Raw genomic sequence first — 12,397 nt, forward strand, 5'->3', positions numbered from 1 at the left:
GCGCCGCCAGGTGGCGCTACAGCAGATCGCGCAGTGAGCGGTCTCGGATCATGAGGGCGGCCCGCTTGCCCGGCAGGTCGGCCTCGGCGGAGAACCGGAAACCGGCGCTCAGAAAAGCGGCCACGGAAGGAGTGTTGCGCAGGTCCGGTTCCGCGACCACGCGAGCGCAGGTGGAGCGTTTGTCGAGGACGAGGTCGGCGACGGCCCGGAGAAGGGTGCTGCCCAGCCCTCGTCCCCGGTCGGCGACGTTGCCGATGAGGAAGTGGATGCCGGTGTCGTGCGGGCGGGCGGGATAGTGGCGGGCCAGCGGGTCGAGGTCTGCCCGGTAGATCTCCCAGTAGCTCATGGGGGTGTCGTCCAGGACGCCAAGGCAGGGAACGCTGCGTCCGTCGCCGTCGAGTTGGGCGCGCAGGTGGTCTTCGGTCAGCGTCCCGGGGCCGGCCAGCTCCCAGAACTCCGCGACCGCGGGGTCGTTCATCCAGCCGTTGACCAGGGGGAGGTCGCGCTCGCATTGGACAGGAACGAGGTGGAAGGCGCCTGCGGGAGTAACGGTCCGCCCCCAGTCGCCGACACGGTCGAGGAGATCGTCGCCGGAGGGGATGTCGGTGTCGACCTCGGCGCAGAACGCGATGAACTCCTCGGGCAGGCGGAGGTCGAGGGTGTCCTCGCCGTCAGTGTTTGGACTCGCGTCCGCACTCTGGCCCGCACTCGTGCTGGTGGCCACGGTGACGCTCCTCTCAGGAGATGGGGTGGGTCATGTTCCTCAGGAATGAAGGGGGTTGGCGATGGTGACGTAGACGGACTGGGTGTCGACCGGGCCGATGGGTTCGTCGAGGCCGTGCAGCCGGGTCAGCAGGTTGGCCTTGCAGCGGAGGACGGGTGAGTCGAGCAGGCGGGCCGGCAGGGAGGTACGCAGCCTGACGGGACCGGAGGCGACGTCGCGGAGGAAGCGGCGGAAGGCGGAGAGCAACAACCGCTCGTCGGCGAGACGTTGCGAACCGAACGCTCCGATGAGACCGAGCACGTTGTTGATCGCGAGGTAGTACGCGAAGCGCTCGTCGGTGACCTCGTCGGATACGAAGGTGTCGCTGTGTTCGCCGATGCCGGGCAGTCGGGCGTCGAGGTCCCCGCGACGGGACGCACGGAAGTAGTAGCCCTGGTTGTCGCGGTAGCGGCCGCCCGCGGGCCAGCCTTCGGCGTCCAAGAGCAGCAGCGTGTTCTGTTGGTGTGCCTCCAGGGCGATCCCCGCCTCGCCGTCCAGCCACAGCACGGGCCGGACGACCTGTTCCAGGTAGCGCAGGAACCACTCGGCGGCGACGGCTCCCTGCGGCCGACCGGTCCGAGCGGCGAGGCCTGTGACGACCTCGGCCAGACGGGACCACGACAGTGGAGCGCCGGACGCGGAATGGTCGGTGTTCGAGGTGGTCGCCGGTCCGCCCACGGTGACGCCCGGCCCGGCGTACGGCCTGGGTGAGACGAACCCCGCGATGCAGGACACGTCGTCGGACGCGCCGAACGGGTTGTGCCGGATCACCACATCGATGCCGGCCAGGGGCACGCGGCCGTCCCGCCCGCCCGAGCCGCCACCGCACTCGGTCGGCGCGTCGACGGCCAGCCAGGCCGGGTCGCGGACGATGTCGAAGCCCGGGTGGGCGACCTGCCACTCCTTGGACAGACCGCTGCGCAGCAGGCGGTGCACCTCGACGCCACGGTGGAGTTCCTTGCGGAGGTTCTCACGACGGGAGTTGGTGATGCGGAGGCCCAGGGACAACTTGAGCATGGCGGGGGCGCCGGATCGGTGGACGGTCCGGACGGAGGAGGTGGGGTGCCACGGGGTGCCATGCGGGCCGAGGTCCTGGATCAGGCCGGCGTCGAGCAGGGCCGCGATGTCGGCGCGGTGCTGGATCTCGCGCCACTGCCAGGGGTGCAGGGGAAGGGCGGCATGGCCCTCGGGCAGCGGCAGTTCCGTTCCGGCGAGCCTGGCGGTGATCTGGGCGGCGGGGACCGGGCGGCCGCGTTCGGTCCAGGCCGAGTCGGTGGCGAGTACGGAAGGGGCGACAGCCAGCCAGTGCAGCGGGAAGGAACCGCGCAACTCCGGTGAGTACAGGCGGACTTCGGCTTCGGAGAGGCCCTCGCGGCTCTTCGGGGTCGGGTGCAACGGGTGGCCGAGGAGGAGAGCCTGTTCGGCGGAGAGGAAGAGATCGGGACCGTCGGTCGGGCTTGCCCGGCGGTCGGTGATGAAAGTGACGGTACGGCGGACGGAGTCGGCCACACGGGCCACCAGGTCGGTCACGGTTTCCGGCCCGGTAACGGTTGCGGTCGCGGTCTCCGGTGCAGAGCCGCCACCGTGCGCGGCCGCCTCCCGCGCCAGCAGGGCCGCGACCGTGACCGCGTCGGCCGGTGGCGCACCATGGGGAGCGTCCGAGAGGTGGGGGAGGCCGAAACGGTGCCAGCCCGTCGGGGACCAGTAGTGGACCTCGGCGAGCAGGGCGGTACCGGTGGCGGGGAGGGAGATGCGGAGGGTGCCGTCTGCCGGTGCGGAGAGGTTCGTTTCGCGTACCCAGCAGCGCAGGAGGTTTTCGACGGCCGCGGTCTGGGCGGCCGTGTGGGGGTCCGGGTGCTCCAGGAGATCGGTGGTCGTGCCGCGCGGCTGCTCCCCGTCAGGGGTGGGCGTGGGGTTCAAGAGTGTTCCTCGGGAGGTGTTTCGCTGCGACTGGTGCTACAGGTCAGTGGCCGGTTCGCGCGGTGTCGCGGTCGGTCTGGCCGCGCGCCACGGCTTCCACCGCGTCGGACAAGCGGTCGAGTACCGCTGTCGCCTGCCCGTCGGTGATCGTGAGCGGTGGGAGGAGGCGTACGACGCTCGCGTGGCGGCCGCCGAGCTCGACGATGAGGCCGCGGCGAAGGCACTCCTGTTGGGCCGCGGCGGCGAGTTCGGAAGCGGCAGGACCGGGACGGTCCACAGGTCGCAACAGCGAGGCCGGGTCCGCCCCGCACCCGCCCGCGTCCTCACCAACGAACTCGACCCCGATCATCAACCCCCGCCCCCGCACATCCCCCACACACGTGAACTCATCGGTCAGTCCCCGAAGTTGGGCGAGCATCCGCGCCCCGAGTGCGGCCGCGCGTCCAGCGAGGCCGTTCTCGCGGACGTAGGAGAGAGTCGCCGTGCCGGCGGCCATGGCGAGTTGGTTGCCGCGGAACGGACCTGTGTGGGGGCCGGGTCGGCAGAGGTCGAGGTCGTCGCGGTGGACGACGACCGACAGGGGCAGGCTGCCGCCGATGGCGTTGGAGAGGACCATCACGTCGGGGGTGACTCCGCTGTGTTCGACCGCCCAGAAGGCGCCGGTTCGGCCGACGCCCGTCTGGACCTCGTCGGCGATCAACGGGATGGAGCGGTCGGCGGTGAGCCGGCGGATGCGCCGCACCCAGTCGTCGGGGGCGGGGATCACTCCGCCGTCCCATTGGACGGGTTCGAGGATCAGTCCGGCGGGGCCCGGCAGACCGGACTCGGGGTCGTCGAGGGCGGATTCGCTCCAGCGGGCGGCGAGTTCGGCGCCATGCGGGCCGCCGACGCCGAACGGGCAGCGGTGGTCCCGAGGGTGGGGAAGGCGGGGGCCGCAAGCCCCACCGGAGGCTTCGAGCGCGCCGCTGACGGCGAGGATTCCGGTGCGCCCGGTCGCGGCCCGGACCAGTCGGAAGGCGGTCTCGACCGCGTCGGTGGCGGCCGGTCCGCAGAACCGCACGCGCGCGTGCTCGGCGAGTGCGGGCGGCAGCGTGCGGAACAGCTCGGTGACGAAGGCGTCCTTGACGGGAGTGGCGAGGTCGAGGGCGTGCAGCGGGGCGCCCGAGTCGAGGACACCGCGGATCGCCTCCAGGACCACGGGGTGGTTGTGCCCGAGCGCCAGCGTCCCGGCGCCCGAGAGGCAGTCCAGGTAGCGGCGGCCGTCCGCGCCCTCGATGGTCAGGCCGCGGGCCCGCACCGGCACGACGGGAAGGGCGCGTGCGTAGGTCCGGGCCGCCGGCTCGCGCGCGGTCTGGCGCCGGAGAATCCCCTCCTGTGCCCCGCGTGCTTCGCCCACCGCGACCCCGGCGGGTCCACATCCCCCGAACGCAGACTCGGCCACGGCTCTCCGTCCCTCCCGCCTCCGAAAGCGAGCTGTCCACAGGCGAGTTGAGATCTCGCGTCGCCACGAGCGCAGGGGACCGCGCACCGACGACAGACCCCCGTCGCTGCCAACCTCCGTACCGCCCAAGGGGTTACGGGTTGGTTCAAGATCCTTGCCGTGACGGAACCGTTGCCGTTCCGTGGGAAGTCCCCCACAGCGAGCGCATAGTGTGTGATGCCGTTCCTGAAGGCCGTGAGTTCAGCGTGAACCCACCATGAGTTCCGGCTGAGATCACAGCCGTGGCGCACCGTCCGTTCACCAGGGGGAGTAAAAGACCATGCGATCGATACGGCCGTCCTTCACCGCGCATCGAGGGAGCGGCGCGCGTCGCGGAACGTCCTCTGCGCTGACCGCGGTTGCCCTCGCCTCGGCGCTGGCGCTCACCGCGACCGCCTGCGGCTCCGGTGACACCAAGGCGGACGGCCAGGCCACCGCGTCCGCGACCAGCGTTGCCACCGGCGACGGCAAGATCAAGATCCCGGACGACATCAGGAACAAGCTCAAAGAGCACGGGATCGACATCGACAAGTGGAAGAACGGCGCCTGGAAGAACTGGAACAGGGACGACTGGCTGCGCGAGGCCGACGACTACATCAACCCGATCATCAAGGGGCTGTGGAGTTCCGGCCGGATGCGGGGCGCCGACGACCCGGACAAGGGTGTCGACACCAACGACATCTCCGGTGACCAGGGCGTGACCGACCCGACGCCCGCGGTGGTGGACGCGAAGGCCGTGTCGCCTACGTACCACGCCAACGCGGCGACGGCGGGCAAGGTGTTCTTCGACTCCCCCGAGGGCACGATGGTCTGCTCGGCGACGGTCGTGGAGGACCCGGCGCACCCGGGCAAGTCCAACCTCGTGTGGACGGCGGGCCATTGCGTGCACGCGGGCAAGAAGGGCGGCTGGTACCGCAACACCGCGTTCGTGCCGTCGTACAACAACGCGGGTATGACGACAGCGCAGTTGGAGACCGCCGGCCGGGACCAGGTCGCTCCGTACGGTGTGTGGTGGGCCGACTGGGCGCAGACCTCGCAGCAGTGGATCGACCAGGGCGGCGAGACGGGCGGGCAGGGTTCGTCGTACGACTACGCGGTGATCCATGTGACGCCCGAGAAGGGCAACGGGGGCAAGTCCCTTGAGGAGACGGTCGGTTCGGCACTGCCGGTGAACTTCGACGCGCCGGCCGTGCCGAAGGTGTCGAGCATCACGGCGACCGGCTACCCGGCGGCGAAGCCGTACGACGGCTCGACGCTGTACCAGTGCGCGGGCAGGCCGGGGCGGCTGTCGATCAGTGCCTCGGACCCGACGATGTACCGCATCGGCTGCAGCATGACCGGCGGTTCGTCCGGTGGCGGCTGGGTCGAGACGGGCTCGGACGGCAAGCCGTCACTGGTGTCCAACACCTCGATAGGGCCGGTGACTTCGGGCTGGCTGGCGGGTCCGCGGCTGGGTGATGTGGCCAAGGGCGTGTACGACTCGGTCAGCAAAAAGTTCGCCGACCAGTAGGCACGGTCGCCGACCACGGCACGCCGAAGGCCCGCTCCCTGTCGTCTCAGGGTGCGGGCCTTCGGTTGTGCTACGACCGGTCAGGCCAGCTGTGCCGGGACGTACGGCGCGAGATCCGCCGCCAGTTCCTCATGCACCCGCGCCTTGAGCTGGGTGCCCTCCGGGGTGTGCTCCTCGGAGATCACCTCGCCCTCGGAGTGGGCGCGGGCGACCAGTTGGCCGTGGGTGTACGGCACGAGGGCCTCGATCTCGACCGAGGGGCGCGGCAGTTCGTTGTCGATGAGCGCGAGCAGCTCGTCGATGCCCTGGCCGGTGCGGGCCGAGACGGCGATGGAGCGCTTCTCGTTCCGCATCAGCCGCTGGAGGGTCAGCGGGTCGGCCGCGTCCGCCTTGTTGATCACGACGATCTCGGGCACCTTGGTGGCGCCGACATCCCGGATCACCTCGCGTACGGCGGCCAGTTGCTCCTCCGGGACCGGGTGCGAACCGTCGACCACGTGCAGGATCAGGTCGGCGTCGCCGACCTCCTCCATCGTGGAGCGGAAGGCCTCGACCAGGTGGTGCGGCAGGTGCCGGACGAAGCCGACGGTGTCGACCAGCGTGTACAGCCGTCCGCCCGGGGTCTCGGCCCGGCGCACGGTCGGGTCGAGGGTCGCGAACAGCGCGTTCTCGACCAGGACGCCCGCGCCCGTGAGGCGGTTGAGCAGGGACGACTTGCCGGCGTTGGTGTAACCGGCGATCGCGACCGAGGGCACCTTGTGGCGACGGCGCTCCTGGCGCTTGATGTCACGGCCGGTCTTCATGTCCGCGATCTCCCGGCGCATCTTCGCCATCTTCTCGCGGATACGACGCCGGTCCGTCTCGATCTTGGTCTCACCGGGACCACGGGTGGCGAGGCCGCCGCCCGAGCCGCCGCCCATCTGACGGGACAGCGACTGACCCCAGCCGCGGAGCCTCGGCAGCATGTACTGCATCTGCGCGAGCGCGACCTGTGCCTTGCCCTCTCGGGACTTGGCGTGCTGGGCGAAGATGTCGAGGATCAGGGCCGTACGGTCGATGACCTTGACCTTGACGACGTCTTCCAGGTGGATCAACTGGCCCGGGCTCAGCTCACCGTCGCAGATGACCGTGTCGGCGCCGGTCTCCAGGACGATGTCCCGCAGTTCGTTGGCCTTGCCGGAGCCGATGTAGGTGGCCGCGTCCGGCTTGTCGCGGCGCTGGACGACACCGTCGAGCACCAGGGCGCCCGCGGTCTCCGCGAGGGCGGCCAGCTCGGCGAGGGAGTTGTCCGCGTCCTGGACCGTTCCCGTGGTCCAGACGCCGACGAGTACGACGCGCTCCAGGCGGAGCTGTCGGTACTCGACCTCGGTGACGTCCTCGAGCTCGGTGGAGAGGCCCGCCACACGGCGCAGGGCCGCGCGCTCGGAGCGGTCGAACTGGTCGCCGTCCCGGTCTCCGTCGATCTCGTGGCTCCAGGCGACGTCCTCTTCCATCAGGGCATCGGCCCGAAGACCTTCGGGGTAGGCGTGCGCGAGGCGCTCAGTGTCCTGGGAAGGGGAAGAAGAGGAGGTCATTGGATCCTTACGTCGATGAGCTTCGATGAGAGTGCTGCAAAGGTCATAACGTGCGAGGGCCTCCGGAGATTCCCGGTGGACCGCGCCGCCGACCCGACGATGGTCGCACGGCACGGATCGCCACGTCACCGCCTTATTTCGCGGGCTTCCGCGGCGGCGTGGGCTGCTGCGAGGTCCAGTCCGGGTGGCCCGGCATCGGCGGGGTCTTCTCGCCGTAGAGCCAGGCCTTGAAGAAGTCGCTGAGGTCGCGGCCGGAGATCTCGGAGGCGAGGTCCTCGAAGTCCGCCGTGGTGGCCGTGCCGTCGTGGTGGAGGCTGACCCAGGTCCGTTCCAGGCGTTCGAAGGCCGGGCGGCCGATCTCCTGGCGCAGCGCGTAGAGGACGAGGGCGGCGCCGTCGTAGACGTTCGGGCGGAAGATGCCGATCTTCTGGCCGGGCGCGGGTGCCTTGGGGAGCGCGGGCGGTCCGCCGGCGGCGCGCCAGCCGTCGGAGGCGCCGTAGGCGGCCTTCATGCGCGTCTCCATGGGCCTGTGGGCCTTCTCCTGGGCGTACAGCTCCTCGTACCAGGTGGCGTGTCCTTCGTTGAGCCACAGGTCGGACCAGGCGCGGGGGCTGACGCTGTCGCCGAACCACTGGTGGGACAGCTCGTGCACCATGATCGACTCGACGTACCACTTGGGGTAGCCGGGCTCGGTGAAGAGATCTCTCTCGAAGAGAGAGATCGTCTGCGTCTCTAGTTCGAAGCCCGTGGACGCGTCGGCCATGAGCAGCCCGTATGTCTCGAAGGGGTACCGGCCGACCTTGCTCTCCATCCAGGCGATCTGGTCGGGGGTCTTCTTGAGCCACGGTTCGAGCTTCTGGACGTCCTGGGCGGGGACGACGTCGCGCATCGGCAGGTCGTGCGGTCCGGTGCGGTGCAGTACGGCGGAGCGGCCGATGGACACCTGGGCGAGCTCGGTGGCCATGGGGTGCTGGGTGCGGTACGTCCAGGTGGTGTTCCCGCCGTCCTTCTCGACGCCGGTCGGCAGTCCGTTGGCGACGGCGGTGTAGGCGTTGGGCGCGGTGACCCGGATGGTGAACATCGCCTTGTCGGAGGGATGGTCGTTGCAGGGGAACACCAGATGCGCGGCGTCAGCCTGGTTGGCCATGGCGAGCCCGTCCTTGGTGCGCACCCAGCCGCCGTCCTGCCCCTTGGCGGACACGGGGTCGCTGGTGTGCCGCACGGTGATCCGCGTCCAACTGCCCTCGGAAAGCGGCTCCTTCGGGGTGACGACCAGGTCCTCGCCGGCGCTCGTGAAGGTGGCCGGCCGCCCGTCGACCTCGACCGAGTCCACGGTGCCGTGCGCGAAGTCGAGGTTGATCCGGTCCAGCCTCTCGGTCGTCCAGGCGTCGATGGTGGTGACGGCCTGGAGCGGCTTGCTGTTGGTGCCGGGATAGGTGAAGGAGAGGTCGTACGACGCCACGTCGTAGCCCGGGTTGCCCAGGTCGGGGAAGAGTCGGTCACCGATGCCCAGGGGCGCGGGCGGAGCGCTCGCGGCGACGAGGCAGACGGACACGGCGGAGGCGAGCAGGGCCGCCTTCAGCCTTCGGGGGGTCCTGTTACCGGCCCCAGGGGTCGCGGTGCGGAGGGTGAGCAGCATGGACCACCGCTACCAGCGCGCGCGTGCCGCACGGCGACGACTCGCGCCCGGCCCACTCGAACGGGGTCTTCCGGCGGTCTACGGGGCTCCGCGCGCACCGGGGCGCGCGAGCGGGCGCGTGCCCCGGCGGGCCGGTAGGCGCGGCCCGGCGCGGGGCTCAGAAGGCCGTCGTGTGGTGCTGGGCGCGGGTCACGTCGTAGACGCCCGGCACATTGCGCATCGCTCGCATGAGGGTCAGGAGGTGGGCGGCGTCCGGGAGTTGGAGTGTGTAGGTGTGGCGGACGCGCTGCTGGCTCGGGGGTTCGACGGTCGCCGAGACGATTTCCGCGCCCTCCAGGGCGATCGCCTCGGTGAGATCGGCGAGCAGATGCGGGCGGCCGAACGATTCGGCTACCAGCGTGACCCGGCACTCGGTGGTGTCGCCCCAGCGCACACCGACCTCCGCGCGCCCCACGCTCTTCATCTGCGCCACGGCGGCGCACTCCACGCGGTGGACGGTCACGACCCCGCCGCGCACCGAGAACCCGGTGACCTCGTCGGGCGGTACGGGCGTACAGCAGCCGGCGAGCCGTACGGTCGCGCCGGGCTGGTCCACGACGGGCGCGGCGGGGCTCTCGGCGGCCGTGTCCGGGGTGTCCTCGGAGGCGGGGGGCGCCGATCGGACGCTCTGCGCCTCCTCGTCCGCTGCGGCGGCCTCTTCGTCGCCGCGTCCCGGGTGGGCCGCGATCCACCGCTGGATGGCGATGCGGGCTGCGGGTGTGTGCGCGTGCTCCAGCCACTCCCTGGAGGGCTCGGAGGCCGGGTCCTGGCCCATGAGGAGCTGGACGGTGTCGCCGTCCTTCAGGACCGTGCTGAGGGTCGCCAGGCGGCCGTTGACGCGGGCGCCGATGCAGGCGTGGGCGTCCTCGCCGTACTGCGCGTACGCGGCGTCCACACAGGTCGCGCCGTCGGGCAGGCCCAGGGTGCCGCCGTCGGGCCGGAACACGGTGATCTCGCGGTCCTGGGCGAGGTCCTCGCGGAGCGTCGACCAGAAGGTGTCCGGGTCGGGCGCGCCCTCCTGCCAGTCGAGGAGCCGGGAGAGCCAGCCGGGCCGGGTGGGGTCGGCGCGCTCCCCGTCGTGCGCGGTCTGCTGCTCCTCCGAAGGAGGAGCGTAGGGATTGCCGAGCGCGATGACGCCGGCCTCGGCGACCTTGTGCATCTGGTGGGTGCGGATGAGGACTTCGACGACCTGGCCGTCCGTGTGGGCGACGGCGGTGTGCAGCGACTGGTACAGGTTGAACTTGGGTACGGCGATGAAGTCCTTGAACTCCGAGACGACGGGCTTCAGGCAGGTGTGCAGTTCGCCGAGGACGCCGTAACAGTCCGCGTCCTCGTTCACCAGCACCAGGAGGCGGCCGAAGTCGGCGCCGCGCAGCCTGCCGCGCTTGCGGGCGACGCGGTGCACCGAGACGAAGTGCCGTGGCCGGATGAGGACTTCGGCCTGGATGTCGGCGTCGCGCAGGACGGTGCGCACCTCGTCGCTGACCTCGGCGAGCGGGTCGTCCGCGCGGGAGGCGTTGTCGACGATCAACTCGCGCGTGTGGTCGTACTCCTCGGGGTGGAGGATCGCGAAGACCAGGTCCTCCAGTTCGGTCTTGAGGGCCTGGACACCGAGGCGTTCGGCGAGCGGGATGAGGACGTCCCGGGTGACCTTGGCGATGCGGGCCTGTTTCTCGGGGCGCATCACGCCCAGGGTGCGCATGTTGTGCAGCCGGTCGGCGAGTTTGATCGACATCACCCGGACGTCGCTGCCGGTGGCGACGAGCATCTTGCGGAACGTCTCCGGCTCGGCGGCGGCTCCGTAGTCGACCTTCTCCAACTTCGTGACGCCGTCGACCAGATAGCGCACCTCGGCGCCGAACTCCTCGCCGACCTGATCGAGTGTCACCTCCGTGTCCTCGACGGTGTCGTGGAGCAGGGAGGCTGTCAACGTCGTGGTCTCGGCGCCGAGTTCGGCGAGGATCAGGGTCACGGCGAGGGGGTGTGTGATGTACGGCTCACCGCTCTTGCGCATCTGGCCGCGGTGGGAGGACTCGGCCAGGACCCAGGCGCGGCGCAGTGGTTCGAGGTCGGCGTCCGGATAGTGGGCGCGGTGCGCCTCGGCGACATGGCCGATGGCGTCGGGCAGCCGGTCGCGGGCGGCCGGGCCGAGCAGGGCGGCTCGGCCGAGCCGGCGCAGGTCGATCCTGGGGCGGGCCTTCCTGCGGGGCACTGTGTTGATCACAGGGCCTGGGCTCGCAGGGTTCGTGGCCTCCGCACTCATGGGCACCTCCGGCTGCTTGACCGGCGGACGGGTGCCCCATGGCGTACTCGGCTCAGGGGATGGTGACGATCCCCCGTCCGGGCCGGTGCTTGATGCTACCGAGCCCACCACGTGCGACTGACCGCCTCTCGCCGAGCGTGAAACGGATCACCCATTCGAGCGAAGGTCGGGAGGTTTACGGTTTTGCGCCACCCCATACGGGATCAGCCGTGGTTTCCAGCAGCGCCGGACACCGGAGACTGCGGATCGAGGTGTCCGGAGCGGCCAGTACTGCACATCACTCGTTCAGCGGATGGCGTTTTCCAGCCATGCGGTGTCGATCTCGCCCTCGGCGACGATCACCGCGGGACCGGTCATCTCGATCTGTCCGTCGGGCCGCTCGGTGATCACCAGCGTTCCACCGGGCACGTCGACGGTGTACGTCGTGTGCGTGCCGGTGACGGCCGGGTCGGCGCCGTCCCGCCGGGCCGCGGCCACGGCGACCGCGCACGCGCCCGTGCCGCACGAGCGGGTCTCGCCGGCGCCGCGCTCGTGCACGCGCAGCGCGACGTGCCGGGGGCCGCGGTCGACCACGAACTCCACGTTCACCCCGTCCGGGTAGGCGGTGGCCGGGCTGAAGGGCGGCGGGGAGTACAGGTCGCCGGCGTGCGCGAGGTCGTCGACGAAGGCGACCGCGTGCGGGTTGCCCATGTTCACGTTCCGCGCGGGCCAGCTACGTCCGCCGACGCGGACCGTGACCTCCCCTTCGGGGAGACGCGCCTTGCCCATGCCGACGGTGATGTCGCCCGCGGCGGAGCCGCTGATGGATGCGGTCTTGGCGATGTGGACGGTCTTGACTCCCCCGCGCGTGGCGACCGCGAGGTCTCCTGCGGCCACATGTCCGGCGCGCTGGAGATAGCGCGCGAACACACGCACTCCGTTGCCGCACATCTCGGAGACCGAGCCGTCGCCGTTGCGGTAGTCCATGAACCACTCCGCCTCGCCCGCCATGTCCCGCGCCTCGGGGTGTGCGGCGGACCGTACGACGTGCAGCAGTCCGTCACCGCCGATGCCCGCGCGGCGGTCGCACAGGGCGGCCACGGCGGCCGGAGAGAGGCCGATGACGTTCTCGGGGTCCGGGACGATCACGAAGTCGTTCTCGGTGCCGTGTCCCTTGAGGAAGGCGATCCGCGTGCTCATTCCTCGATCGTACGGGGTGGCTATGACAGC

General features: G+C 70.7%; 8 protein-coding genes. 1 reads left to right on the forward strand and 7 read right to left on the reverse strand.

Annotated features, from left to right (window positions below):
* Nucleotides 1-16 precede the first annotated feature (16 nt).
* From ABZT04_RS39920 to ABZT04_RS39930, 3 genes are read right to left on the reverse strand one after another with little or no spacing between them, the layout of a single operon-like run.
* Nucleotides 17-724, reverse strand: a complete 708-nt coding sequence (locus ABZT04_RS39920; RefSeq protein ID WP_356063924.1) for a GNAT family N-acetyltransferase — start codon at nucleotides 722-724, stop codon at nucleotides 17-19.
* Between the two features lie 39 nt (nucleotides 725-763).
* Entirely contained in the window at nucleotides 764-2,683 is a 1,920-nt protein-coding gene (locus tag ABZT04_RS39925) for an IucA/IucC family protein (RefSeq protein WP_356063925.1), read from the reverse strand.
* 43 nt (nucleotides 2,684-2,726) lie between these two features.
* A complete protein-coding gene (locus tag ABZT04_RS39930; protein ID WP_356063980.1) occupies nucleotides 2,727-4,079 on the reverse strand; it encodes an aminotransferase class III-fold pyridoxal phosphate-dependent enzyme in 1,353 nt (450 codons plus the stop codon).
* Nucleotides 4,080-4,443: 364 nt separating this feature from the next.
* Here ABZT04_RS39930 and ABZT04_RS39935 point away from each other — a divergent pair, with 364 nt between their 5' ends.
* Nucleotides 4,444-5,673, forward strand: coding sequence for a hypothetical protein (locus ABZT04_RS39935; RefSeq protein WP_356063927.1), 1,230 nt, complete (start codon nucleotides 4,444-4,446; stop codon nucleotides 5,671-5,673).
* An 80-nt stretch (nucleotides 5,674-5,753) separates the two neighbouring features.
* Here the strand turns inward: ABZT04_RS39935 and hflX are convergent, their stop codons facing one another.
* The 4 genes from hflX to dapF form a co-directional block, all read right to left on the reverse strand.
* Entirely contained in the window at nucleotides 5,754-7,247 is a 1,494-nt protein-coding gene (gene hflX, locus ABZT04_RS39940) for a GTPase HflX (protein WP_356063929.1), read from the reverse strand.
* Between the two features lie 133 nt (nucleotides 7,248-7,380).
* On the reverse strand, nucleotides 7,381-8,886 hold the full coding sequence (locus ABZT04_RS39945; RefSeq protein ID WP_356063931.1) for a M1 family metallopeptidase: 1,506 nt from the start codon (nucleotides 8,884-8,886) through the stop codon (nucleotides 7,381-7,383).
* A gap of 157 nt (nucleotides 8,887-9,043) precedes the next feature.
* Nucleotides 9,044-11,188, reverse strand: coding sequence for an HD domain-containing protein (locus ABZT04_RS39950; RefSeq protein WP_356063933.1), 2,145 nt, complete (start codon nucleotides 11,186-11,188; stop codon nucleotides 9,044-9,046).
* Nucleotides 11,189-11,473: 285 nt separating this feature from the next.
* Entirely contained in the window at nucleotides 11,474-12,367 is an 894-nt protein-coding gene (gene dapF / locus ABZT04_RS39955) for a diaminopimelate epimerase (protein ID WP_356063936.1), read from the reverse strand.
* Between the last annotated feature and the right edge of the window lie 30 nt (nucleotides 12,368-12,397).

It is taken from the genome of Streptomyces sp. NPDC005492, from assembly GCF_040605995.1.
Classification (GTDB): domain Bacteria; phylum Actinomycetota; class Actinomycetes; order Streptomycetales; family Streptomycetaceae; genus Streptomyces.

Coding starts and splice junctions, on each gene's coding strand:
- hflX (WP_356063929.1), bottom strand. CDS start 7,247: ATGACCTCCTCTTCTTCCCCTTCCCAGGACACTGAGCGCCTCGCGCAC.
- dapF (WP_356063936.1), bottom strand. CDS start 12,367: ATGAGCACGCGGATCGCCTTCCTCAAGGGACACGGCACCGAGAACGAC.
- ABZT04_RS39935 (WP_356063927.1), top strand. CDS start 4,444: ATGCGATCGATACGGCCGTCCTTCACCGCGCATCGAGGGAGCGGCGCG.
- ABZT04_RS39950 (WP_356063933.1), bottom strand. CDS start 11,188: ATGAGTGCGGAGGCCACGAACCCTGCGAGCCCAGGCCCTGTGATCAAC.
- ABZT04_RS39945 (WP_356063931.1), bottom strand. CDS start 8,886: ATGCTGCTCACCCTCCGCACCGCGACCCCTGGGGCCGGTAACAGGACC.